General features: G+C 70.6%; 19 protein-coding genes and 1 pseudogene. 18 read left to right on the top strand and 2 right to left on the bottom strand.

All coding sequences use genetic code 11. The features are described 5' to 3' along the window. Nucleotides 1–22 precede the first annotated feature (22 nt). From JDV09_RS09015 to JDV09_RS08965, 13 genes and pseudogenes are all read left to right on the top strand, one after another. The gene (locus tag JDV09_RS09015; protein WP_221368784.1) at nt 23–823 is read left to right on the top strand and encodes a DUF3060 domain-containing protein; all 801 of its coding nucleotides are present in this window, start codon (nt 23–25) and stop codon (nt 821–823) included. A gap of 91 nt (nt 824–914) precedes the next feature. Next, nucleotides 915–1,532: an HD domain-containing protein gene (locus tag JDV09_RS09010; RefSeq protein WP_221368783.1), complete on the top strand. Its 618-nt coding sequence runs from the start codon at nt 915–917 to the stop codon at nt 1,530–1,532. A gap of 5 nt (nt 1,533–1,537) precedes the next feature. Beyond that, nucleotides 1,538–4,819: an exodeoxyribonuclease V subunit gamma gene (gene recC / locus JDV09_RS09005; RefSeq protein ID WP_221368782.1), complete on the top strand. Its 3,282-nt coding sequence runs from the start codon at nt 1,538–1,540 to the stop codon at nt 4,817–4,819. Then, on the top strand, nt 4,819–8,100 hold the full coding sequence (gene recB / locus JDV09_RS09000) for an exodeoxyribonuclease V subunit beta (RefSeq protein ID WP_221368781.1): 3,282 nt from the start codon (nt 4,819–4,821) through the stop codon (nt 8,098–8,100). Before recC ends, recB begins: the two co-directional genes overlap by 1 nt. Beyond that, complete coding sequence (recD, locus tag JDV09_RS08995; protein WP_221368780.1) at nt 8,097–9,791, top strand: exodeoxyribonuclease V subunit alpha; 1,695 nt, start codon at nt 8,097–8,099, stop codon at nt 9,789–9,791. The genes recB and recD overlap by 4 nt, the downstream gene beginning before the upstream one ends. 174 nt (nt 9,792–9,965) lie before the next feature. Continuing rightward, a complete protein-coding gene (locus JDV09_RS08990; RefSeq protein ID WP_255605066.1) occupies nt 9,966–10,274 on the top strand; it encodes a hypothetical protein in 309 nt (102 codons plus the stop codon). Between the two features lie 142 nt (nt 10,275–10,416). Beyond that, nucleotides 10,417–10,719: a hypothetical protein gene (locus tag JDV09_RS08985; RefSeq protein ID WP_221368779.1), complete on the top strand. Its 303-nt coding sequence runs from the start codon at nt 10,417–10,419 to the stop codon at nt 10,717–10,719. A gap of 190 nt (nt 10,720–10,909) precedes the next feature. Next, complete coding sequence (locus tag JDV09_RS08980; RefSeq protein WP_221368778.1) at nt 10,910–13,297, top strand: lysylphosphatidylglycerol synthase transmembrane domain-containing protein; 2,388 nt, start codon at nt 10,910–10,912, stop codon at nt 13,295–13,297. Nucleotides 13,298–13,482: 185 nt separating this feature from the next. Beyond that, complete coding sequence (locus JDV09_RS08975; RefSeq protein ID WP_221368777.1) at nt 13,483–13,857, top strand: cupin domain-containing protein; 375 nt, start codon at nt 13,483–13,485, stop codon at nt 13,855–13,857. Between the two features lie 52 nt (nt 13,858–13,909). Next, entirely contained in the window at nt 13,910–14,866 is a 957-nt protein-coding gene (locus JDV09_RS26670) for a DUF1989 domain-containing protein (protein WP_255605065.1), read from the top strand. A gap of 39 nt (nt 14,867–14,905) precedes the next feature. Next, nucleotides 14,906–15,880, top strand: a pseudogene (locus JDV09_RS26665) (aminomethyltransferase); the annotation flags it as partial. 48 nt (nt 15,881–15,928) lie between these two features. Further along, a complete protein-coding gene (locus JDV09_RS26660) occupies nt 15,929–16,225 on the top strand; it encodes a glycine cleavage T C-terminal barrel domain-containing protein (RefSeq protein WP_308124066.1) in 297 nt (98 codons plus the stop codon). Nucleotides 16,226–16,245: 20 nt separating this feature from the next. Then, on the top strand, nt 16,246–17,586 hold the full coding sequence (locus JDV09_RS08965; RefSeq protein WP_221368776.1) for a trimethylamine monooxygenase: 1,341 nt from the start codon (nt 16,246–16,248) through the stop codon (nt 17,584–17,586). A 79-nt stretch (nt 17,587–17,665) separates the two neighbouring features. On the opposite strand, the gene JDV09_RS08960 is transcribed toward JDV09_RS08965, so the two are convergent. Beyond that, nucleotides 17,666–17,881, bottom strand: a complete 216-nt coding sequence (locus tag JDV09_RS08960) for a hypothetical protein (protein WP_221368775.1) — start codon at nt 17,879–17,881, stop codon at nt 17,666–17,668. A gap of 171 nt (nt 17,882–18,052) precedes the next feature. On the opposite strand from JDV09_RS08960, the gene JDV09_RS08955 reads away from it, so the two are divergent. The 5 genes from JDV09_RS08955 (at nt 18,053) to JDV09_RS08935 (ending at nt 23,733) form a co-directional block, all read left to right on the top strand. After that, entirely contained in the window at nt 18,053–18,769 is a 717-nt protein-coding gene (locus JDV09_RS08955; protein ID WP_221368882.1) for a M15 family metallopeptidase, read from the top strand. 99 nt (nt 18,770–18,868) lie between these two features. Continuing rightward, nucleotides 18,869–21,121, top strand: coding sequence for an MMPL family transporter (locus JDV09_RS08950; protein WP_221368774.1), 2,253 nt, complete (start codon nt 18,869–18,871; stop codon nt 21,119–21,121). Between the two features lie 26 nt (nt 21,122–21,147). Beyond that, on the top strand, nt 21,148–22,209 hold the full coding sequence (locus JDV09_RS08945) for a type III polyketide synthase (protein ID WP_221368881.1): 1,062 nt from the start codon (nt 21,148–21,150) through the stop codon (nt 22,207–22,209). 1 nt (nt 22,210) lies between these two features. Continuing rightward, on the top strand, nt 22,211–22,714 hold the full coding sequence (locus tag JDV09_RS08940) for an isoprenylcysteine carboxyl methyltransferase family protein (RefSeq protein WP_221368773.1): 504 nt from the start codon (nt 22,211–22,213) through the stop codon (nt 22,712–22,714). Further along, complete coding sequence (locus tag JDV09_RS08935) at nt 22,711–23,733, top strand: NAD(P)/FAD-dependent oxidoreductase (protein WP_221368772.1); 1,023 nt, start codon at nt 22,711–22,713, stop codon at nt 23,731–23,733. The genes JDV09_RS08940 and JDV09_RS08935 overlap by 4 nt, the downstream gene beginning before the upstream one ends. On the opposite strand, the gene JDV09_RS08930 is transcribed toward JDV09_RS08935, so the two are convergent. Next, nucleotides 23,662–25,575, bottom strand: a complete 1,914-nt coding sequence (locus tag JDV09_RS08930) for a sensor domain-containing diguanylate cyclase (RefSeq protein ID WP_221368771.1) — start codon at nt 25,573–25,575, stop codon at nt 23,662–23,664. The two genes, JDV09_RS08935 and JDV09_RS08930, sit on opposite strands and share 72 nt — an antisense overlap. Nucleotides 25,576–25,656: the final 81 nt, after the last annotated feature.

Here is a 25,656-nt window from a genome sequence, read left to right as displayed (position 1 = left end):
TCGGTGTGCAACCATTCTGCGCATGGAGCCAGACGGCGACCCCGAAGCGCGGATCCGCGACCTGGAGCGCTCACTCGCCGACCGGGCGTCCGCCAGCGAGTTGGGCACCCGGCCCTACGATGGCTCGGCATCGGCGGGTGTACCCGTACCGCCGCCCACCTACGATGGCGCGCCGCCCACCTACGATGGTGCGCCGCCCGCTCCCGGCCCGGCCTACCCGCAGTACGGATCCCCGCAGTACGGGTCGCCGCAGTACAGATCGCCCCAATCCGGCTCGCCGTATTACGCGCCGCCGCAGCAGGTCGTGCAGAAACGGTCGGGAGCGCTGCTCCTGATCCCGATCGCCGTCTTCGCGGTGGTCGTGTTCGGTGTCATCGCCGCGATCGTGTTCTTCACCGTCGGTGGCACCGGGGACCCGAGCTCACGCTCCTACACCCCGCAGCCACCGGGGGTCGCCGGTGGCGGTGGTCCGGTCGACGCGCCGCGCGGCCCTGTCGACGCGCCACGCGGCGAGCCCCGCCCGCCGACCCCGGAAAAAGAGGTCACCACCGTCGAACCGGGGGGCCACCTCGGTATCGGCGGCATCGACCAGAAGCAGACCGTCGTCTGCGACCAGGGCTCGGTCAGCATCAGCGGCATGAGCAACACCATCGAGATCCAGGGCGACTGCGCAGCGGTGACGGTGTCGGGGTTCGAGAACATCGTCACCGTGGAATCCGCCGCGACCATCAACGCGTCGGGCTTCGACAACCATGTCACCTATCGCACGGGCGAGCCGGACATCTCCAACTCCGGCAGCGGAAACGTCGTCGAACAGGGCTGAACCGCGACGTCGGCGCACCCTGTCGGCGGGCGGGGATCGCACCCTGTCGGCGGGCGGGGATATGGTCGGGTTGTCCGGGGAGGAGACGACGATGAGCGAACACACACCCACACCGCGCCTGGGCGGACAGTTCTCCAAAGCATTGGTCTATGCCGAACTCAAACACCACAACCAGGTGCGCAAGGCCGGGGAGATCCCGTACCTGGGGCACCTGTTGTCGGTGGCGGGGCTGGTGCTGGAGGGCGACGGCACCGAAACCCAGGCCATCGCCGCGCTGCTGCACGACTGCGTGGAGGACGCCGGCGGACCCGCGACGCTCGCCGAGATCAGGGCCAACTTCGGGGACGAGGTGGCGCGCATCGTCGACCAGTGCAGCGACACCGACGAGACGCCGAAACCACCGTGGCGGCAACGTAAGCAGGCCTACATCGCACACCTCGCCGACGTCGACGAGGCCACCCTGCTGGTCTCGCTCGCCGACAAGCTCGACAACGCCCGCGCGCTGCTGCGGGACTACCGAGCGCACGGGCCGGCGCTGTGGCAGCGGTTCACCGTCGCCGACCCCCACCAGCATCTCTGGTACTACGGCGAGCTGCTGGCGGCGTTCCGCGCCAGGGGCTGCGACAGTTGGCTGGTCGACGAACTCGCCAGCGTCATCGACGAGCTCACCGCTCTGGTCAGACGCACGGAGCGAACGGTCGTGGTCTGAGCCCGATGGCGCTTCACCTCCATCGGGCCGACCGCGCCGACCTGCTCGCCGACGGTCTGGGCGAGCTGATGGCCACCCCGTTGCCCGACCCGTTCGCCGAGGAACTCGTGCTGGTGTCGGCGCGCGGCCTGGAACGCTGGCTGAGCCAGCGGCTGTCGCATGTGCTCGGCCGCGGACGCGGTGGCGACGACGGTATCTGTGCCGGGGTGACGTTTCGGCATCCACGCTCACTGATCGCCGAGCTGACCGACACCGACGACGAGGATCCGTGGTCGCCCGACGCCATGGTGTGGCCGCTGCTGGACGCCATCGACGCCAGCCTCGGCGAGCCGTGGTGCGCCACGCTGGCCGCACACCTGGGCCACCACCGGCAGGGCGAGGAGGGCGAGCTGCGGCAGGGCCGCCGCTACGCGGTGGCCCGGCGGCTGGCCGGGCTGTTCGCCTCCTATGCCCGGCAGCGCCCGCACCTTCTCGTCGACTGGCTCGAGGGCACGGCCGCAGACCTCGACACCGACCTGCACTGGCAGCCCGAGCTGTGGCGGGCCCTCGTCGCCCGGGTCGACGCGGACCCCCCGCACGTCCGGCACGCCGAGACGATCGCCCGGCTGCGGGCGGCGCCGACCGCCGTGCCCGCCCGGTTGTCCATGTTCGGCCACACCCGGCTGCCCGGCACCGAACTCGAGTTGCTCGAGGCGCTGTCGATCCACCAGGACCTGCATCTGTGGCTGCCCCACCCGAGCGCCGAGCTGTGGGACCGGCTGGCGGGCGACTCGGGTGCGGTCCGGCGCCGCGCGGACACCAGCCACCGCGTGGTCGGTCATCCCCTGCTGGCCACGTTGGGGCGGGACACCCGCGAGCTGCAGCGCAGCCTGCCCGTGGCGCGTGCCTCCGACGTCGCCCTGCCGGGGCCCGGCCGGCCGGACACCCTGCTGGGCTGGCTGCAGTCCGACATCGCCGCCAACTCCGTTCGCCCGCAGGGGCGTTCACATCATCCCGGGGACCGTTCGGTTCAGGTGCACGCCTGCCACGGCCCGGCCCGCCAGGTCGACGTGCTGCGCGAGGTCCTGCTCGGCCTGCTCACCGACGACCCCACGCTGCAGCCGCGCGACGTCCTGGTCATGTGCCCCGACATCGAGACCTACGCACCACTGATCGTCGCCGGCTTCGGCCTCGGTGACGTCGCACCCGATCCGCACCCCGCCCACCAGCTGCGGGTGCGGCTGGCCGACCGGGCCCCGGTGCAGACCAACCCGCTGTTGGGCCTGGCCGCGCAGCTGCTGACGCTGGCGGCCGGGCGTGCCACCGCCGGCGAAGTGCTCAACCTGGCCGAGGCTCCGCCCGTACGGGCACGCTTCCGGTTCACCGACGACGACCTCGATGCGGTGACGGCCTGGGTCCGCGAGGCCAACATCCGGTGGGGCTTCGACAAATCGCACCGCGAACCGTACGGTCTCGGCGAATTCATCCACAACACATGGCGGTTCGGCGTCGACCGGATCCTCGCCGGGGTGGCGATGTCCGAGGACTCGCAGGCCTGGCTGGACACCACGCTGCCGCTCGACGACGTCGGCAGCAACCGGGTGGAACTCGCCGGCCGGCTTGCCGACTACGTCGACTCGCTACGGGAGACCATCGCGTCACTGACGGGTGCCCGGCCGCTGCGCGACTGGCTGGCGAACCTGTCCGGCGGGATCTCCCGGCTGGCCACCGTCGAGGGCGAGGATGCCTGGCAGTCAGCCCAATTGGAGCGCGAGTTCGCGACGATCCTCACCGACGCCGGCCCCCGCGCCGACACGGTGTTGCGGCTGCCGGACCTGCGCGCCCTGCTCGACCGCCACCTCGCCGGGCGACCGACCCGGGCCAACTTCCGCACCGGTACGCTCACCGTGTGCACCATGGTGCCGATGCGCGCGGTGCCACACCGGGTGGTGTGCCTGGTCGGCCTCGACGACGGGGTGTTCCCCCGCTCCGGCGTCGTCGACGGCGACGACGTGCTGGCCCGCGACCCGATGACCGGGGAGCGCGACGTCCGCTCCGAGGACCGCCAACTGCTGCTGGACGCGATCTGCTCGGCCACCGAACGTCTGGTGATCATCTACACCGGAGCCAACGAGTACACCGGCCAGCACCTGCCGCCTGCGGTGCCGCTGGTCGAACTCATCGACACCTTGGACGCGACCACGCCGCAGCGGGTACGCGACACCGTCGTGGTCGCACACCCGTTGCAGCCGTTCGATGTTCGCAACGTCACCCCGGGAGAACTGGGCATGCCGGCGGGGCAGTCGTTCACCTTCGATCCGGTCGCGCTGACCGCCGCGGAGGCTGCCTGTGCGGCACGGGAGCCCGAGCCGGGCTTCCTGGACCGGCCGCTGGCCGCCCCCGAACCGGCCGACGTCGCGCTCGCCGACCTGGTGGGGTTCTTCAAGGACCCGGTGAAGGGGTTCTTCCGCGCGCTGGACCTCACGCTGCCCTGGGAGGTCGACGGTGTCGGGGACGCGATGCCCGTCGAGATCGACGCCCTGCAGGAGTGGGTGATCGGCGACCGGATGCTGCACGACATGCTGCGCGGGCAGCCACCCGAGCAGGCCCGGCAGATGGAGTGGCGACGCGGCTCGCTGCCCCCGGGCCGGCTGGGCTGGCGCAAGGCCCAGGAGCTGCGGGACCGGTCCGCGGATCTGGCGACAGCCGCTCAGCGGCAACGGATCCCACCGGTGCGGGCCCACGACGTCGACCTCGACCTGGGCTCCGGGCGACGGCTGACCGGCACGGTGCCCGATGTCTGGGGGCGGCAGATCGTGGCGGTGACGTACTCGAAGCTCGACGGCCGGCACCTGGTGGAGCCGTGGATCCGCCTGCTGGCGTTGGCGGCCCAGCACCCGGATCGGGATTGGACCGCGCGGGTGATCGGCCGGCAGAAGAACGGGCGGGCACCGGCCGAGCGGCTCCTGGGCGCACCCGACGAGGGCGCCGGGGCGGTGCTGCGCGACCTGGTCGCCGTCTACGACTGCGGCCGGCGCGAACCGCTCCCGCTGCCGATCAAGACGTCCTACGCCTGGGCGCACGCCCGCTACACCGGGGACCTGCCCGACCGCGATGCCGGGTACCGGTGGAAGTACGAAAAGGACGAGCCTGCCGTGCAACGGGTCTGGGGACGCGACGCGCCGCTCGACGTACTCCTCGACACGGTGCGCCCCGGGGAGGAGACAGCCGGGGAACGGACCCGGCTGGGAGCCTTCGCGACCCGGCTGTGGCTACCGCTGCTGCGGGCCGAACGGAGCGCGGACTGATGGAGCCCTTCGATCTGCTGGGGCCACTGCCCGCCGCATTGTCCACGACCGTGCTCGAGGCCAGCGCCGGGACGGGCAAGACGTTCGCGTTGGCCGGGCTGGTCACCCGCTACGTGGCCGAGGGACTGGCCACCCTCGACGAGATGCTGCTCATCACGTTCTCCCGTGCGGCCAGCCAGGAACTGCGCGAACGGGTGCGCGGTCAGATCCTCGAGGCGTTGCGCGCTTTCGACGACCCCACGCTCGGCGACGGCAACGAGTTGGTGGCCCACCTCGTCGACGTCACACCCACCGAACGTGACGCCCGCCGCGAGCGGCTGCGCGACGCGCTGGCCGGCTTCGACGCCGCGACGATCGCCACCACCCACCAGTTCTGCCACCTGGTGCTCAAGTCGCTGGGCGTGGCCGGGGACACCGACGCGGGGGTGACCCTCGTGGAGACCCTGGACGACCTGGTGGCCGAGATCGTCGACGACCTGTACCTGGCCCACTTCGGAGGCGGCACCACCGACCCCGTGCTGACCCGTGGCGAGGCGCTGACCCTGGCGAGCGAGGTGGTGAAGAACCCGCACGCGCAGCTGCGGCCGCACCGGCCGCAGCCCGAGTCCGAGCCGGCCATCCGGGTGAGGTTCGCCGAAGACGTTCTGCGCGAACTCAATCGACGCAAGCGCCGGCTCGGCATCCTCAGCTACGACGACCTGCTGAGCAGGCTGGCGGAGGCACTGCGGGACCCGGGATCGCCGGCCCGGACCAGAATGCATCAGCGCTGGTCGATCGTCATGGTCGACGAGTTCCAGGACACCGACCCGGTGCAGTGGCAGGTGATCGACCGTGCGTTCTCCGGACGGTCCACCGTCATCCTCATCGGCGATCCCAAGCAGGCGATCTACGGCTTCCGGGGCGGCGACATCGTCACCTATCTGGACGCCGCACGCACCGCACAGAACCGGCGCACGCTGAGCGTGAACTGGCGCAGCGATCGCGCGCTGGTGGACGGCCTGCACGCGGTGCTGGGCGGCGCCGAGCTCGGCGACACCGACATCAAGGTCCGCCCGGTGCAGGCCCACCACCAGCAGCGCCGGCTGGCCGGCGCCCCGCAGGAAGCCGCGTTCCGGCTGCGGGTGGTGCCCCGCACATTGTTCGGCACCAGGCCGACCAGGACGATCCCGATCGCCCGACTGCGCCCGCACATCTGCGCCGACCTGGCCGCCGACATCGGCGCGCTGCTGGGCAGCGGCGCGACCTTCGAGGGATCGCCGCTGCAGGCGCGCGACATCGCGGTGATCGTCGAACTGCACGACGACGCCCGCCGCTGCCACGACGCGCTGACCGAGGCCGGGATTCCGGCGGTCTACACCGGCGACTCCGACGTGTACCACTCCCCGGCCGCCGACGACTGGCTGTGTCTGCTGGAGGCTTTCGACCAGCCGCATCGCAGCGGGCTGGTTCGCGCCGCGGCCACCACCCGGTTCTTCGGGGAGAAGGCCGAGAGTCTGGCCCGCGGCGGGGACGCACTGACCGACCGGATCGCCGAAACCCTGCGCGAGTGGGCCGATCACGCCCGGCAGCGTGGCGTGCCGGCGATCCTGGAGATCGCGCAACTGCGCGGGATGGGCCGACGGGTGCTCTCGCGCGAGGGCGGGGAGCGCCACATGACCGACCTGGCCCACCTCACCCAGTTGCTGCACCAAACCGCCCACCGCGAGCACTTCAACCTGCCGATGCTGCGGGATTGGCTGCGCGCCCAACGCGAGGGCCGGACCGGTGAGCGCAGCCGCCGACTCGACAGCGACGCCGCCGCCGTGCAGATCATGACGGTGTTCGCCAGCAAGGGTCTGCAGTTCCCGATCGTCTACCTGCCCTTCGCGTTCAACCGCCACATGCACGACCAGCGCTTCATCACCTTCCACGACGGGGCCACCCGGTGCCTGCACGTCGGCGGGGAGGGCAGCCCCGACTTCAATCCCGTTGCCGTACAGGGAAAGCACGAACAGGCCGGTGATCACATCCGGCTGACCTATGTGGCGATGACGCGGGCGCAATCGCAGGTGGTGGCGTGGTGGGCACCGTCGTGGGACGAGCCGACGGGCGGATTGTCCCGGCTGCTGCGCGGCCGCGCTCCCGGCGAGTCCGTGGTGCCCGACCGCTGCACGGACGTACCGGCCGACGAGGCGGCGCTTGCGCAGCTGCGCGCCTGGGAGTCGCTGGGCGGTCCGACGATCGAGGAATCGGTGGTCGCGGCGCCGCCCCGGCGGGCCGGCAGTGCGGCGCCGGGTGCGCTGGACGTACGGCATTTCCATCGCACGATCGACACCGCGTGGCGGCGCACGTCCTACTCGGGGCTGATCCGCGACGTCGCACCGGCGGGTGTCGGCAGCGAGCCGGAACTGGCCGAACTCGACGACGAACCGCCGGAGGCGGCCGGTGAACCCACTTCCGCGGCAACGGATGTCGCTGTCCCCTCCCCGATGGCCGACCTGCCCACCGGGGCGAAGTTCGGCACCCTGGTCCACGCGGTGCTGCAGACCACCGATCCGTTCGCCACCGACCTGGCCGGCGAACTGCAGAACCAGATCGAACGCCACGCGGTGTGGTGGCCGGTCGATGTGCCCGGTGACCGACTCGCATCGGCTCTGGTCCCGCTGTACGACACCCCGCTGGGCCCGTTGGCCGACGGTGCGACACTGCGCCAGATCGGGTTGCGGGACCGGTTGTGCGAGATGGACTTCGAGATGCCGCTCGGCGGGGGCGACGTGCGCGACCGTCATCCCGACCTCCGCCTCGCCGACGTGGGCAGGCTGCTCCGGGATCATCTGGAGGACACCGATGTGCTGGCCGGCTACGCCGACCGGTTGACCTCCGATCCGCTGGGGCGCCGGCCGCTGCGCGGCTACCTGACCGGTTCGGTGGACGTCGTGTTGCGCGTGGGTGGTCGTTACCTCGTCGTCGACTACAAGACGAACTGGCTGGGGGTCGCCGATGCGCCGCTGACCGCCGACGACTACCGCCGACCCCGTCTCGTCGCGGCGATGATGCATTCGGACTATCCGTTGCAGGCGCTGCTGTATACCGTGGCGTTGCACCGCTTCCTACGGTGGCGTCAACCGGGCTACGACCCGGACACCCACTTGGGCGGGGTGCTGTACCTGTTCCTGCGCGGGATGTGCGGGCCCGGCACCCCCACGGTCGACGGCCGGCCTGCCGGTGTGTTCGGCTGGCATCCCCCCGCGGCGCTGGTGTCGGCGTTGTCCGATCTGCTGCACACCGGGCGGCCGTCATGACCGACCTGTTGCACGAGTTCACCGACGCCGGACTGATCGATGCCGCCGACACCGCGGTGGCCCGGCGGCTGTGCGCGATCACCGGCGACACCGATCCCACCGTCGCACTGGCGGTCGCGCTGCTGGTGTCCGCGCTGCGTGGCGGATCGGTGTGCCTGGATCTTCGGCAGGTCCGCGCCCACCACGAGCAGCCCGACGGGGCGCCGCTGGCCTGGCCCGATCCCGAGGCCTGGCTGGCCGCAGTACGGGCCAGCCCGCTGGCGGGCACGCCGCCGGCGCTGAGGTTTCTCGACGACCTGCTCTACTTCGACCGCTACTGGCTGGAGGAACAGCAGGTGTGCGCCGACGTGTCGGCCCGGCTGACGGAGCCGGCCGTGCAGGGGCCGGCACCCGATCTCACCCGGTTGTTCCCCGCCGAGTTCGGCGAGCAGCGCGCGGCCGCGCAGGTCGCTGTGGCGCAACGGCTGACGATCCTGACGGGCGGGCCGGGGACCGGCAAGACGACGACGGTGGCCCGCCTGCTGGCGGCGGTCGCCGAGCAGGCCGAGCTCGCCGGCGGCTCGCCCCCGCGGACGGCGCTGGCCGCGCCGACGGGCAAGGCCGCCGCCCGGCTGGCCGAGGCGGTCCAGCTCGAGATCGGCAAGCTGCCCCGACCCGACCGGGATCGCCTCGCCGGCCTGCAGGCGACCACACTGCACCGGCTGCTGGGCAGCCGACCGGACACGTCGTCGAGGTTTCGCCACCATCGCAACAACCGGCTGCCGCACGACGTGGTGGTGGTGGACGAGACGTCGATGGTGTCGCTGACGATGATGGCCCGGCTGCTCGAGGCGGTGCGGCCGGACGCCCGGCTGGTGCTCGTCGGGGACCCCGACCAGCTGGCGTCGGTCGACGCCGGGGCGGTGCTCGCCGACCTGGTCGACGGTCTGGGCGCAGCCGGCGTGGTGGAACTGAGGACATCGCATCGGTTCGGACAGTCGATCGGCAGGCTGGCCGCCGCGATCCGGGCAGGCGACGCCGACGGTGCGGTCGACCTGTTGAGCGCCGGGGGTGAGGCGGTGGAGTGGATCGACTCCGATGACGCCGCCGAGGCGCTGCGCCCGATACTGGTCACCCGGGCAACGCAGTTGCAGCAGGCAGCGCTGCTCGGCGACTCCGCGGGCGCCCTGACGATCCTGGACGGTCACCGCCTGCTCTGCGCGCACCGCCGCGGACCGTTCGGGGTGGCGTTGTGGAACCGTCGCATCGAGCGCTGGCTCGGTGATGCCACGGGCCAATCGATGTGGTCGCCGTGGTATCCGGGCCGCCCGCTGCTGGTGACGGCCAACGACTACGGCCTCGGCGTGTACAACGGCGACACCGGTGTGGTGGTGGCCGCCCCGGAGGGGCTGCGCGCCCACATCGGGTCGAAGCATTTCGTGCCGGGCAGGTTGGGCGAGGTGGAGACCATGTTCGCGATGACGATCCACAAGAGCCAGGGCAGCCAGGCCGACGAGGTCACGGTGTTGCTGCCGCCGCCGGAGTCGCGGCTGCTGACCCGCGAGCTGTTCTACACCGCGGTGACCCGGGCCCAGCACCGTGTCCGGGTGGTCGGGACGGAGTCGGCGGTGCGCGCGGCGATCGATCGTCGAGCGATGCGCGCCTCCGGGTTGGGCCGCCGGCTCAGCGCGGTCCCGGCGGGGCGCGGTTGACACCACTTCCGGCCCGCGACATAGCGGTTCCTGCCATTCGATGGGTCAATTTCTGCCACCCGCAAACGAATGCTCCGACGCCGGGGTTTGACCGATTGGATCGGCCCGGTCGGCCGGTCTACACAGTCAGAACCGCGCGACCAACTCCACCGCCCCGAGAAGAGCAGAACCGAAATGAAGACCATCAGAAACCTCGCCGTCGCGACGGGTGTCGCCGCCGGCTTGTCGGCCGGCGTCCTCGCATCGCCCGGGCCGGCATCGGCCGCCCCGTCGGGTACGGGAACCGCAGACGAGACGATCACTCGACTGGAAGCCCAGGGCAACCGGGTGATCGTCGACCGGCTGTCGGACGCACCGCTGACCGAGGCGTCGGTGGTGTCCATGAAGCCCGGCGCCGAACTGCGCGAATGGGTGTGGGACGCGGACGCCGACGACAGCCACCTGGCGGCGGTGGGTCAGGTCGTCTATGTGGCCGTGCGCTGAGCGCACCACGGAAGGGGCACCCCAGGGACCGGGTTGCCCGTTCTTGCCGTTCGGGCCGATCTTCGACGGGTCTGTAACGGCCACCGGGCTGCGGCACACCACCCATCGCAGGCCCGAAACACAAGGAAGTGCAGGGATACCCATGAAGAAGACCACCTTTGCCGGCGCTGCCGCTGCCGGATTCGCCGCCGCCGTCGTCGGTCTGGCTGCCCCCGTCGCCGCCGCGCCGGCCGGTGGCGACGCCGAAGAGACCATCTCGATGCTGGAGGCCGGCGGGATGAACCGCGTCATCGTCCACCGGTTGTCCGACCGGCCGCTGTCGGAGGCCGATGTCGTCGGCATCCAGCCGGGCCCGGACATCCGGGGCCGGGTGTGGGACTGGATCAACAACGACTATTACCGCAACGTCATCGTCGGCAAGACGTACTACGTCGACGTCCGATGACCAGGGCAGCTGAGCGCACCAGACCAGACACGGTGCGCTGAGCGCACCAGACCAGACACGGTGCGCTGAGCGCGCCAGAGGGCGTCCCGGCAGGGGCGCCCTCATCGTGTGTACCGGGCCGCACCGAAGAATCGCTAAGTTGTCGGTGAGCCGATGACGGTTCACAGCCAATCCGAGAGATCGTTGCCATATGCGAATTGACGGGCGGGAGATCGCTGTCTCCGGCAGCCTGCTCCAACCGTTGGTCCGCCGTACCAATGACATCCTGCGATTGACGCTGGCCGCGGTGTTCCTGGTGGTCGTGGTCACCAGCTCGCTGATCACCCGCTACGAGTGGGAGGCGCTGGAGAAGTCCATCTCCGAGATCATCGGCGTGCTCACCCCGACGCAGTCCAACACCGTGTACCTGATCTACGGCGTGGCGATCCTGGCGTTGCCGTTCGTGATCCTGATTGGGCTGATCGTCTCCCGCCAGTGGAAGCTGCTGGGCGCCTATGCGGCGGCCGGGGTCAGCGCGATCCTGCTGCTGTCGATCACCGGCAACGGCATCGCCGCGCCGCGATGGCACTTCGACCTGTCCGAGCGCCTGGACACCGTGCTGTCGCAGTTCCTCGACGACCCGCGCTGGATCGCCATGCTCGCCGCGGTCCTGACGGTGTCGGGGCCGTGGCTGCCCAGCCGCTGGCGGCACTGGTGGTGGGCGCTGCTGCTGGCCTTCGTGCCGATCCACCTGGTCGTCAGCGCGGTCGTGCCCGCCCGCTCGCTGCTCGGGCTGGCGGTCGGGTGGTTCGTCGGGGCGCTCGTCGTCCTGGTCGTGGGCACCCCGGCGCTCGAGGTTCCGCTGGACGGCGCGGTGCGGGCGATGGCGCGGCGCGGATTCGACGTGGCGGCACTGCGGGTGATCCGGCCCGCCGGCCGGGGACCGATGGTGCTCACCGCGACCCGGGACCACCCCGATGGGCTCGACGAGGGTTCGGCCGTCGTCGAACTCTACGGGCCGCACCAGCGCGGCGGCGGGTTCCTGCGCCAGTTCTGGAGCAAGGTGCGGCTGCGTGACAGCGAGACCGCACCGATCCAGACCTCGATGCGACGGGCGGTGGAACATCGCGCGCTGATGGCGATCGCGATCGGCGATCTCGGGCTGGCGAACACCTCGCCGATCGCGGTGGCCACCCTGGAGCGGGGCTGGACGCTGTACGCGCACAAACCCGCGCGCGGCACCCCGATCGACGGGCGCGCCGACGACACCCCGGTCACCCGGCTGTGGGACGCGCTCGGGGTGCTGCACAGCCAGCAGATCTCACACGGCGATCTGCGCGGCAAGGAGATCACCGTCGAGGACGGCACGCCACTGTTCGGCGGCTTCTCCTACGCCGAGTACGGCGCCTCCGAGGCGCACCTGCACACCGACATCGCGCAGTTGCTGGTGACGACGACCGACATCTACGGCGGCGAAAACGCCGTGCAGGCGGCGATCACGGTGTTCGGCAACCAGGCGGTGTTGGCGGCGTCGCGCCGGCTCACCAAAACGGCTGTGCCGAAACGGGTACGGGACGCGGTCCGCGACGCACCGACGGCGATGTCGACGGCCCGCGACGAGGTCAAGCGCCAGACCGGGGCCGATCAGATCGAGACCGCGACGATCACCCGGTTCACCCGCAATCAGCTGATCCAGATGGTGCTGCTGGTCGCGCTGGTCTACGTCGCCTACCCGTTCATCAGCTCGGTGCCGGTCTTCTTCTCGGAGCTGCGCTCGGCGAACTGGTGGTGGGCGCTGGCCGGGCTGACGGTGTCGGCGCTGAAGTACGTCGGTGCGGCGGCGGCGTTGTGGGCGTGCGCCGACGGTCTGGTGAGCTTCCGGGCGCTGACCATCATGCAGGTGGCCAACACGTTCGCCGCGACGACCACCCCGGCCGGGGTCGGCGGGCTGGCGCTGAGCACCCGGTTCCTGCAGAAGGGTGGGCTGGGCGCGCTACGCGCGACCACCGCGGTGGCTCTTCAGCAGTCCGTCCAGGTGATCACCCACATCACGTTGCTGATCATCTTCAGCGCCGCCGCCGGCGCCTCGGCGGACCTGTCGAGGTTCGTGCCGAGTGCCACCGTGGTCTACCTGATCGCCGGGGCGGCGCTGGGTGTGGTCGGGGTGTTCCTGATCGTGCCCAAGCTGCGGCGCTGGCTGGGCAGCTCGGTGCGGCCACGGCTCAAGGAGGTCGTCGCCGACCTGGTCGAGTTGGCTCGCGAACCCCGGCGTCTGGCGCTGATCGTGCTCGGTTGCGCGGCAACGACACTCGGGGCGGCGCTGGCCCTGTGGGCGAGCATCGCGGCGTTCGGCGGTGACGTCAGCATCGTCACCGTGACCATCGTGACGATGGTCGGCGGCACGCTGGCCTCGGCCGCGCCCACCCCGGGCGGCGTCGGGGCGGTCGAAGCCGCACTGATCGGTGGCCTGGCCGCGTTCGGCGTGCCCGCCGCGGTGGCGGTGCCGGCGGTCCTGCTCTACCGGATCCTGACCTGCTGGCTGCCGGTGTTCGTCGGCTGGCCGATCATGCGCTGGCTGACCCGCAACCAGATGATCTGAACCCGTTGGGGCGTTCCGCGAAATTGCACTCCTGGTCGCGCCGGCGGCGTCGACCACGGCCCGGTATGCAATTTCGTGGCGGGCGAACGATACCTGGCGGCTACCGAGCTTAATCTGCCCGAAACCCAGGCGTGGTTTCCTCCTATAAGACTGAGTTTCATCCCAGAAATCACGCTGGAGGCCTGATGACGAGTACCGCTGCGCCGACGTTCCTGGTGAGGTCCGGCTTCTGGAAGTCGCTGCCGCAGATGTCGCTGGAGCAGTACCCCGGCACCGAGGGCTTCATCGACGACGTGTACGCCAACCCCAATGGCGTGCCGATGTGCTCGGGGTATTTCGAGCTGCGCAACACCGACGCGCCGCTGGACTACTACTACGACTACGACGAGATGAAGATCGTGCTGGAGGGCGAGTTCCGGCTGGAGAACGTCGACACCGGCCAGGTCGAGATCGCCAAGGCCAAGGATGCCATCTTCTTCCCGAAGGGCTCGCGCATCCTGTTCTCCACCCCCGACCGCGCGCTGGCGTTCTACGTCGGCCACCGCTCCTTTGCGCCGTGAAATCGTTGTAAGACAACGATATTTGTAAGACGCTGATGTTTGCAAGACACTGATGTTCGGACTCTCGACGGCCGGGGACATCGAGCGCTTCCGCGTCGGACCCGGCTCGGTCACCGCGCTGCGGGTGTTCGGCGGCGACCGCATCGACGTCATCGACGCGCACGGCCGCCAGCCCGTCGAGTTGACGGTGCTCGCGGCCGACCCGCGTGCCCTCGCCGAGGTCAGACCCGACGCCGACACAACCGTGCTGTGCGGCCTGCTCCCCGGCGCTGACGAAAACGGCTACGCCGCGGGACGAATCCTGTCGCTGCTGTCGCGGCACCGCATCGAGCAGCACAACGCGCGCGCCACCCGACTGTTCGACGAACACTCCGCCGCGGGGTCGCGGGCCGGTTTCGCGGTCGACGGCGACGCCGTGGTGCTCGTCGCCGCGCCGGCATGGGCGATGTCGTTGTCCGGGCCGGACCCCAACCCGCCCTCGGAGGTCTTCGTCGAGGTGCGCCGCGCCGACCCGCACCGTCCAGAACTTCGCGATCTACCCGAGCCCCTGGCAGAACCGTTGTGGGACATGCGTATCGACGCCGCCACCGCGTCGTCCTACGAGTTGCGCGAAGGCCAGTTCGTCCAGATCATCGACGTCCAGGGCCGGCAGTGCTCGGACTTCCTGGCCTTCGACGCGCACGCACTCGGTGACGGGCACGAATACGGACTCGACGCCACCACCACCCGCACGATCGGTGGCGGCGCCTACCCGCAGCCGGGACTGTCCGGCAGGTTCTTCGACGGCCGGGCGCGGCCGCTGGTCGAGGTGGTCCGCGACACCGTGGGCCGCCACGACACGTTCGCCCTGGCGTGCACCGCGAAGTACTACGCCGACATGGGCTATCCCGGCCACGTCAACTGCACCGACAACTTCAACGCCACGCTGTCGCGGTTCGGCGTCGCGCCCAGGCAGGGCTGGCCTGCGCTGAATCTGTTCTACAACACCGCATTCGACGCCCAGCACTAGCTGATCTCCGACGAGCCGTGGTCGCGCTCCGGCGACTACGTGCTGCTGCGGGCATGTTCGGACCTGGTCTGCGCGTCATCGGCCTGCCCCGACGACATCGATGCCGCCAACGGCTGGCTGCCCACCGACATCCACGTTCGCGTCTACGACTCCACCAGGAGGTTCTCTGTGGCGGTGGGACACCGGCTCACCCCGGACTCCGAACCCGTGCTGACCAAGCCCACCGCGTTCGCCTCCCGGACCGGGGCGCTGACAAAGCAGTTCACCGAGGACCAGGGCTACTGGCTGCCCACCGCCTACGACAACCACGGGCCCCACCAGGAGTACTGGGCGTGCCGGGAACACGTCGCGGTGATGGACCTCTCGGCGCTGCGGAAATTCGAGGTTCTCGGCCCCGACGCCGAGGCATTGCTGCAGGCCGCCCTGACCCGCGACATCCGCCGACTGTCCCGGGGCCAGGTGGTGTACTCGGCGATGTGCAACGAGGCCGGCGGGATCGTCGACGACTGCACTGTGCTACGGCTGGGCGACAACAACTTCCGCTTCATCGGCGGCGATCCGTATGACGGGGTCTGGCTGCGCACCCAAGCCGAGCGGCTCGGGCTGAACCAGGTCTGGATCAAGGACTCGACCGACCAGCTGCACAACATCGCGGTGCAGGGCCCGGCCAGCCGTGATCTGCTCGCCGGCCTGATCTGGACCCCGCCCGCCCAGCCGGCGCTGCGCGAGCTCGGCTGGTTCCGCTTCCTGATCGGTCGCCTCGGTGGCCCCTAAGGGCCGCCGCTGCTGGTGTCGCGGACCGGCTACTCCGGCGAGCTCGGCTACGAGGTGTGGGTGCACCCCGATGGCGCCGAGCCGACGTGGGACGCGGTCTGGGAGGCCGGCGCGCCGCACGGCCTGGCCCCGCTGGGGCTGGAGGCCCTGGAGTTGCTGCGGGTCGAATCGGGCCTGATCGCCGCGGGCCACGAATTCGACGATCAGACCGACCCGTTCGAGGCGGGCATCGGGTTCACCGTCGCACTGAAGTCCAAGGCCGACGACTTCGTCGGACGCGACGCCCTGGTGGAGCGCAAGACACATCCGCAGCGCAAACTGGTCGGGCTGCGGCTCGACGGCAACGAGGTCGCCGGGCACGGTGACTGCGTGCACGTCGGGCGCTCCCAGGTCGGGGTCATCACCAGCGGGGTTCGCTCGCCGATCCTGAGCGCCAACATCGCCCTGTGCCGCATCGCCGTTCAGTACGCCGAACCGGGCACCCTGGTCGAGGTCGGCAAGCTCGACGGCCACCGCAAGCGGATCGCCGCCACCGTCACCACGTTTCCGTTCTACGACCCCGACAAGACCCGCCCCCGTTCATGACGTCGACGAGGAGAAACCCCATGTCCCGTACCGCGGTTATCGGCGCAGGCCCGTGCGGCCTGGCCCAGCTTCACGCCTTCGAGCAGGCCCGACTGGCCGGCGTCGACGTCGGCGAGGTGGTGTGCTTCGAGAAGCAGGGCGACTGGGGCGGCCTGTGGAACTACACCTGGCGCACCGGCCTGGACGAGCACGGAGATCCGTTGCACGGCAGCATGTACCGCTACCTGTGGTCCAACGGCCCCAAGGAGTGCCTGGAGTTCTCCGACTACACCTTCGACGAGCACTTCGGCAGGCCGATCCCGTCCTTCCCGCCGCGCGAGGTGCTGTTCGACTACATCGTCGGGCGGGCGAAGAAAAGCGATGTGCGCCAGTACATCCAGTTCGAATCGCCGGTGCGCGATGTGACATTCGACGGCCAGATGTTCTCGGTGACCGTGGAAACGTGGGAACCCTCCGGCGAAAGCGTCTTGCGCACCGAGCCTTTCGACCACGTGATCGTGGCGACCGGCCACTTCTCGACGCCCAACGTGCCCGAATATCCCGGCTTCGAATCGTTCCCCGGACGGATCCTGCACTCCCACGACTTCCGCGACGCCGTCGAGTTCGCCGGCAAGGACCTGCTGATCCTGGGCAGCAGCTATTCCGCCGAGGACATCGCGCTGCAGTCGCTGAAGTACGGAGCCGGGTCTGTGACCATCGCCTACCGCAACTCGCCGATGGGGTTCGGCTGGCCGACCGGGATCACCGAAGTTCCTGCGCTGCAACGACTCGAGGGGCGCACCGCACACTTCGCCGACGCCAGCGCCCGCGACGTCGACGCCATCATCATGTGCACCGGCTACCAGCACCACTTCCCGTTCATCGCTCCTGACCTGCGGCTGACGACGACCAACAACCTCTACCCCGACGGGCTCTACAAGGGCGTGGTGTGGACCGCAAATCCCAGGCTGCTCTACCTCGGCATGCAGGATCAGTACTACACGTTCAACATGTTCGACGCCCAGGCGTTCCTGGCGCGCGACATCGTGCTCGGAACCACCGCGTTGCCCGCGGCCGAGGAGATGGCCGCCGACGTCGCGGCCTGGCGGGCCAAATACGCCGAAGTGCAGACCATCATCGAACAGATCGATTTCCAGACCGACTACGTCTGCGACCTGATGTCGCTGTGCGACTACCCGGCGTTCGACATCGATCTGGTCAAGCAGCACTTCGTGACGTGGGAACACGACAAGGACGAGAGCATCACCGGCTACCGGGACAAGTGCTTCTCCTCGCCGTGCACCGGCAGCCTGGGCCCCGCACCGAGCACGACGTGGTGGGACGAGCTCGACGACAGCCTGGCCCGGTTTCTGCAGCGGTAGCGACTTTCTGCAGCGGTAGCGACCCACGAAAAGGCCCCCGGCGCCATCACGGCCAACCGGGGGCGACGGGTGGGAAAGGTCAGCAGGCCACGCCGGCGAACACCGCGCCGGACACCAGTGCGATCACGATCGCCACGGTGGGCATGCCACTGGACAGTGCGACGACCACGCCCGCGATCGCGGCGATCAGCAGCGTCACCATCAGGATCGCGACGAACCAGTTGTGCGCGGCACGCACCGCCCTCGGGGGCTTGGCCTCCGGTGGGATGATCGCGCCTTCGCCGGTTCCAACCATGTCCGTCCTCTCTGTGACTACAGACACAATATAGCCCGCCGATGGCCCAGATCACACGCTGGACTGCCGAGATGTGACCAAGTCGGAGATTCGAAAGCCCAACTAACAGAACTGATTAGCGCGACTAATCGCGCATCGGGGTTAGGTTGGGCAACGGTGACCACGACGAGAATGGCCGTGCTGACGGCGGCGGCGGTGCTGGCGTCCTGCGCTGCGCCCCCGCCGCCCGCAGGCCCGCCACCGCAGCAGCGCACACCGCAGACGGTCCGCACGGTATCGCCACCGCCGGACACCTCCACCCCGCCAACGCCGAGCACCCCCGGCCCGCCGTCGCCGGCCATGGTCACCCCGGTGACCGCCGCCGATCTGGGGTCGACCTGGCGGCCGGGTTGCCCGCTGGACCCCGAAGACCTGCGCCTGGTCGACCTGCCCTACCTGGGTTTCGACGGGCAGAACCACCGTGGACAACTGGTGGTGCACCGCGACCTCACCGATCGGGTCATCGCCGTCTTCGACCAGCTCTACCGGCTCGGCTACCCGATCGCGCGGATGCGCACCGTCGAGCACTACCCCGGCGCCGACGACGAGCTGTCGATGCGCGACAACAACACGTCGGCATTCAACTGCCGCGACATCCCCGGGACCGGCAGCTGGTCGTATCACGCGTACGGCCGCGCCATCGACGTCAACCCCCTGCTGAACCCCTACATCGACGGCGACGGCGCCTACCAGCCCGCCAACGCCGCAGCGTTCGTCGACCGCACCAGGACCGACCCCGGCATCCTGCACGACGGCGACGCCGCGGTACGGGCATTCACCGATGCCGGCTGGACGTGGGGCGGACACTGGCGCTCGCCGCTGGACTACCAGCACTTCGAGCTGCCCTGACCGGCCTGCCGATGCGCTGTGAACCGGTGGCATGAACCCCCGCCGCCGCTGATTCGTCTCATACGGTGGAGAGCCCTGCACCGGGAGCGGAGACCGAGTTTGCTGACCAGAATCGCGCTGCTGGCCCTGTCCGCACCGCGTCGTGTCCTCGCCGCCGCAGCGCTGTTGACCGTCGGGCTGGCGGCCTTCGGGGTGCCGGTCGCGGCGAGCCTGTCACCGAGCGGATTCGCCGATCCGGGCTCGGAATCGGCCCGCGCGGCCGAGGTTCTCACCGACACGTTCGGCCGCGGGGACGTGCAGATGCTGATCATGGTCTCCTCTCCCGGAGGCGTCGAGAGCCCCCGTGCACGCGAGGTGGCCACCGGCATCGTCGAACAGGTCTCCGGCCGGCCAGGCGTGGCCGAGGTGTCCTCGGCGTGGACCGCGCCCCCCGCAACCGCGGGCGACCTGATCAGCGAGGACCGCGCCGCCGGGCTGATCGTGGTCGGGATCGCCGGCAGCGAGGCCGAGCAGCAGCGCACCGCCGCTCAGATCGCCGACGAGGTCACCGGTGAACACGACGGGATCGTCGTCACCACCGGTGGCACCGCGATGGTCAACGTGCAGATCACCGAGCACTCCCGGCGCGACCTGCTGCTGATGGAATCCCTGGCGATTCCGCTGAGCTTTCTGGTGCTGGTGTGGGTGTTCGGCGGTCTGCTGGCCGCCGCCGTGCCGGTGGCGATCGGGGCGATGGCGATCGTCGGCGCGCTGGCCGTGCTGCGGGTGATCACCTACACCGGCGACGTGTCGATCTTCGCGCTCAACCTCGCCACCGCGATGGGCCTGGCCCTGGCGATCGACTACACCCTGTTGATCCTGAGCCGCTACCGCGACGAGCTCGCCACCGGCGCGGACATCGCCACCGCGATCACCACGACGATGATCACCGCCGGACGCACCGTCATCTTCTCCGCGACGACCGTCGCGCTGTCGATGTCGGCGATGGTGCTGTTCCCGATGCACTTCCTCAAGTCGTTCGCCTACGCCGGCGTGGCCACGGTGGCGTTCGCCGCCGCGGCGGCCCTGGTCGTCACGCCGGCGGCGCTGGCCGTGCTCGGCGCGCGCCTGGACGCGCTGGACGTCGGCCGGCTCGCCCGTCGCCTGCTGCGCCGGCCCGCTGCGCCGGTCGCGCCGGTCGAGCAGCGGTTCTGGTATCGGCTGGCCACCGCCGTGATGCGCCGCGCGCTTCCACTGGGCCTGGCCGTCGTGGTGCTGCTGCTGGTGCTGGGCGCACCGTTCCTCGGGGTGCGGTGGGGCTTCCCCGATGACCGGGTGCTGCCGGCCTCGGCGTCGGCGCACCAGATCGGCGACCGGCTGCGCGACGACTTCGCCGACAACACCGACACCGCGGTGACCGTCGTCATCCCGGACAGCGTGGGCCTGACCCCCGCCGAACTGTCCGGCTACGCTTCCGAGCTGTCCCGGGTGCCCGACGTCGCGGCGGTGTCCGCGCCGACCGGGACCTTCGTCGAGGGAACCCGGGCGGGCGATCCGTCCGCGCCGAGCGGCCAGCACGACGGCAGCGCATACCTGACCGTGGCCAGCACCGCGCCGCTGTTCTCCGACGCCTCCGAGACCCAACTCGACCGGTTGCACGCCGTCCCCGGGCCCGGCGGCCGGACCGTCGAGATGACCGGGACCGCCCAGACCAACCGCGACAGCGTCGACGCCATCACCTCCACCCTTCCGCTGGTGCTCGGCCTCATCGCGGTGATCATGTTCGCGCTGCTGTTCCTGCTCACCGGCAGCGTGGTGGTGCCGCTGAAGGCCCTGGTGCTCAACGTGCTCTCGCTGACCGCCGCGTTCGGCGCGCTGGTGTGGATCTTCCAGGACGGCCACCTGGCCGGGCTGGGGACCACGCCCACCGGAACGCTGGTGGCCAACATGCCGGTGCTGCTGTTCTGCATCGCGTTCGGCCTGTCGATGGACTACGAGGTGTTCTTGGTCTCCCGCGTCCGCGAATTCTGGCTCGACGGTGGGTACACCAATGACGAGGCCGTCGCGCTGGGCATCGCGCACACCGGTCGCATCATCACCGCCGCCGCGCTGATCATGACGATCTCGTTCGCGGCGCTGATCGCCGCCAGCACGTCGGTGATGCGGATGTTCGGCCTGGGCCTGACGCTGGCCGTCGCGGTCGACGCCACCCTGGTCCGGATGGTGCTGGTCCCGGCGTTCATGCACCTGATGGGCCAGTGGAACTGGTGGGCGCCGCGATGGCTGGCCGGCCTGCACCGACGTCTGGGCTTCAGCGACGCACCGAGCACCGAAACCGACAACCACACATCGACCGAGCGGATTCCGTCATGAACCGAACGAACAACGACAACAACCGCATCAGCGTGGTCTGCGGAGTGCAGGGCGCGCTGCCCACCCACCGCTACAGCCAGCACGAGATCACCGAGGCGTTCCTGCGGGTTCCGGCGTTCGCCGGCCTCGACGACGTGGTGCGCGCGCTGCACGACAACGCCAAGGTCAAAGCCCGCCATCTGGTGCTGCCGCTGGAGCGCTACCCGGCGCTGCAGGATTTCGGCGACGCCAACGACCTCTACCTCGAGCACGCGCTGGACCTGGCCTGTGAGGCGCTGGCCGCGGCGCTGGACGAGGCCGGGCTGCGACCGGCCGATCTGGACATGATCACGACCACCACCGTCACCGGCGTGGCCGTGCCGTCGCTGGACGCCCGCATCGCCGGGCGGCTCGGGCTGCGGCCCGACGTGCGCCGCCTGCCGTTGTTCGGGCTGGGCTGTGTCGCGGGCGCGGCCGGCATCGCCCGGATGCACGACTACCTGCGCGGCGCCCCCGGCCACATCGCCGCGCTGGTGTCGGTGGAACTGTGCTCGCTGACCTATCCGGCGGTGGAGCCGAACATGGCCAGCCTGGTGGGCAGCGCGCTGTTCGGCGACGGCGCCGCCGCGGTCGTCGCCGCCGGGGAAGACCGCGCCGAGAAGATCGGCGCCGCCGGCCCCGAGGTGCTCGATTCCCGCAGCCGGATGTATCCGGACTCACTGGACACCATGGGCTGGAAGGTCGGCCGCGACGGCTTCCAGCTGGTCCTGTCGCCCGATCTGCCCGAGCTGATCGAGCGCTATCTGGCCGATGACATGGCCGGCTTCCTCGGCGAGCACGACCTGACCGTCGACGACATCGCCGCGTGGGTGTCGCACCCCGGGGGCCCCAAGGTGATCGAGGCGATCACCGGCACCCTCGGCCTGGCCGACGACGCGCTCGAGCTGACCTGGCGCTCGCTGGCCGAGGTGGGCAACCTGTCCTCGTCGTCGGTGCTGCACGTGCTGCGCGACACCCGCGCCAAGAAACCGCCCGCGGGCCTGCCCGGCCTGCTGATGGCGATGGGGCCGGGGTTCTGCTCCGAGCTGGTGTTGCTGCGCTGGCGCTGAGATGCTCGCCTACACCCTGCTGATCGCCGCGGTCGCCGCCGAACGGGTCGCCGAACTGGTGGTCTCGCAGCGCAACCTGGCGTGGAGCCGGTCGGCCGGCGGCATCGAGTTCGGCGCCGGCCACTACCCGGTGATGGTCGCACTGCATACGTTGCTGCTGGCCGGCTGCCTGGTCGAGGCGGCCCACCGCCCGTTCGTGCCGCTGCTGGGCTGGCCGATGCTGGCCGTCGTGCTGGCCGCCCAGGCGCTGCGCTGGTGGTGCATCGCCACGCTGGGCCGGCAGTGGAACACCAGGGTCGTCGTCGTCCCCGACGCCGCCCGGGTGACCGGCGGGCCGTATCGGTTCCTGACCCACCCCAACTACGTCGCGGTCGTCGTCGAGGGCGTCGCGCTGCCGCTGGTGCACACCGCCTGGGTCACCGCCGCCGTCTTCACGGTGCTCAACGCCGCGCTGCTGCGTATCCGGATCAGGGTCGAGGACACCGCGCTCGAGGCGCTGACGTGATCGACCTGGTCGTCGCCGGTGGCGGGCCCGCGGGCCTGGCCACCGCCATCCACGCGGCCCGGGCCGGCCTGACCGTCACCGTCGTCGAGATGCGGGCCGGGCCGATCGACAAGGCCTGCGGCGAAGGCCTGATGCCGCATGCGGTGCGCGAGCTGCAGCTGCTCGGCGTGCACCCCGCGGGCCGGGACTTGCGCGGCATCACCTACCTCGACCACCGCCGGACGGTCACCGCGCGGTTCGGCTCGGCAACCGGGCTCGGGGTGCGGCGCACCGCGCTGCACGCCGCGCTGCTGGGGCAGGCCGCGACCGCCGGGGTGGACGTCGTGCAGGACCGGGTCGGCGCGCCGGTTCAGGACGTCGACGGCGTGGCGGTCAACGGGATCCGCGCCCGCTACCTGGCGGCGGCCGACGGGCTGCACTCCCCGATCCGGGCCCGGCTCGGGTTGGATCGGCCGGCCGGGAAGACCCGCCGCTGGGGCATCAGGCGCCACGTCGCCGTCGCGCCGTGGAGCGAGTACGTCGAGGTGCACTGGTCGGCGGGACCGGAGGCCGCCGAAGCGTACGTCACCCCGGTGGCCGACGACTGCGTGGGCGTCGCGATCCTGACCGACCGGCGGGGCCGCTTCGACGAGCACCTGGCCGCGTTCCCCGCGCTGCGCGAACGGCTGACCGGACACCCACACGAGCCGGACCGGGCCGCCGGCCCGCTGCGGCAGCGGGTGCGCCGCCGGGTCGCGGGGCGCGTGCTGCTGGTCGGGGATGCCGCCGGCTACGTCGACGCCCTCACCGGGGAGGGCCTCGGGCTGGCCTTCGCCGCATCCCGGCTGCTGGTCGACGCCGTGCTCGCCGACCGGCCCGACGTCTACGAGCACGCGTGGCGGCGTGCCACCCGGCGCTACCGGGTCACCACGACGGGCGTGCTGGGCGTCGGCACGTCGCCGCTGCGCTCACTGATCGTGCCCGCCGCGAGCCGCCTGCCGCGCGCGTTCGCGGGCCTGGTCAACATGCTGGCCGAGTAGCCGCTCGTCGGGCGACATCGAGATCCTGTTGCGGCCCTTCGACTTGGCCACGTAGAGCGCCCGGTCGGCGCGTTCGAGCAGGGAGCCGACCACGACGTCCGGGTCGGTGCCGCGGGGCGCGCGGCGCAGGTCTGTCCTGGCGACGCCGATGCTGATCGTGACGACGCCGGACGGCGAGTCCGGATGCGGGATCTCCAGCGCGCGGATCGCCGAGGCGAGGCCGGTGGCGAAGGTGTAGGGGTCCCGGCAGCCGGCGAGCAGCACCGCGAACTCCTCGCCGCCGTAACGGGCGGGCACACATTCCTCGGGGGCCGCCAGGTGTTGGAGCACGTCGGCGACGTCGCGCAGGCAGGAGTCACCGGCCTGGTGCCCGAAGTGGTCGTTGAACCCCTTGAAGTGGTCGATGTCGACGAACAGCGCCGTCAGCGGCTGCTCCAGCTCGTGGGCGCGCAGCCAGATCTCGCGGGCCCGCTGGGTCAGGCCCCGGCGGTTCGCCAGGCCGGTCAGCGCGTCGGAGTTGGCCAGATCGGTCAGCGAGTCCCGCACCTCGCGCTCCAGCGTGACGTCGCGCATGATCGCTGCGGTCAGTCCGTCACCGGCGGCACGCAGGTACACGACGAACCAGTTCCACGACCCGTCCAGGGTGCGGACCCGGAACGGTAGCGACGGACCGGCCGGCCCGGAGATCATCCGGTTGGAGATCAGGTGCAGGTCGTCGGGGTGGATGTGGCGCTCCCACTCCGCGCGGGTGATCCGGTCGCTGGGCAGGTCCAGATTGCTGTGCCCGGCGAACGCGTTGTGCAGCACATTGCCACGGGCATCGAGCACCAGCACCAGGTCGCCGGTCAGCTCGGCGACGAGGTCGTAGACCTCGTGGCTGGCGCGGTCCAGTGCGCTGAGCCGGTTGCGTTCCTCCAGCGCGGCGGCGACCATCACCACCATGGCGTAGCCGGCCAGCAGGAACACCTGGGCGTGCATCATGGCCTGCGTCGCGGTGGCCGCGTTGGCGTTGAACGGCCCGAGTCCGGCGAACGTGGTGCCCAGGATGACCGCCGCGCCGATCGCCAGCTGCCAGAACGCGGCGGCGATCCCGAACTCGATGAGCACCAGCAGCGCGGGCACCCCGGTCAGGAACAGCAGCACGAAGTTGGACTCGACGGCGGCGGCTATTCCCAACGCGACCATCAGCACGGCCAACCCGATCGAGATCGCGAACTGGCGCGGGGAGTAGCGCCGCCAGTACCGCTGCCAGCGCAGCAGTACCGGCGTCAGGAACGCGATGCCGACCGCCTCGGCGAGATACCAGATCAGCGCGGTCATGGCCAGCGAGTGGGCGTCGACGGCCGTCTGGTGGACCAGCACGCCGGCGGCCCCGATCAGCCCGGCGAACGCCGGCGCGATCACCACGCCGTACAGCACGAACCGCCGCCAGCTGCGCAGCGAGTCGGTGCGGCCGAACACCCAGTCCTGGTCGCTGCGCAGCACCGCGGCCGCGAACACCACGGCGGTCACGGTGGACAGCGCGGCCAGCTCCGGACGCTGTCCCAGCAACAGCCATGCGGGTACGTACTGGAAGACCGCGAACGACACCAGGTAGGCCGGCCAGTGCCGGCGCGGAGAGGTCAGCAGGGCGACCAGCTGCGGGGCGGCGGCGAGCCAGACGACGGTGAAGGTCCGGCCGTCGACCGAGGCGAGCCAGCGCACCAGGTACGACGTCGCCGCGACGCCGGTCGTCCACCCGGCCAGTTGCCAGAACGGCGGCAGCAGGTCGGCATGCCGCAAACGTCGACCCAGACCGACGACACCGGTCCGGGTCGGCCATCCGCCCGCGGACATTGCCATAGTCAACATCCTCGATATTCGTTCCGGCAATCCCCGCAGCTCACACGACGGGCTAGCGCGGAGTTCACATTGCGGACGCCG

Origin of the sequence: Mycolicibacterium xanthum (genome assembly GCF_019710635.1) — a bacterium.
GTDB classification, from domain to species: Bacteria; Actinomycetota; Actinomycetes; order Mycobacteriales; family Mycobacteriaceae; genus Mycobacterium; species Mycobacterium xanthum.
This window is presented reverse-complemented; position numbering and strand designations above follow the sequence as displayed.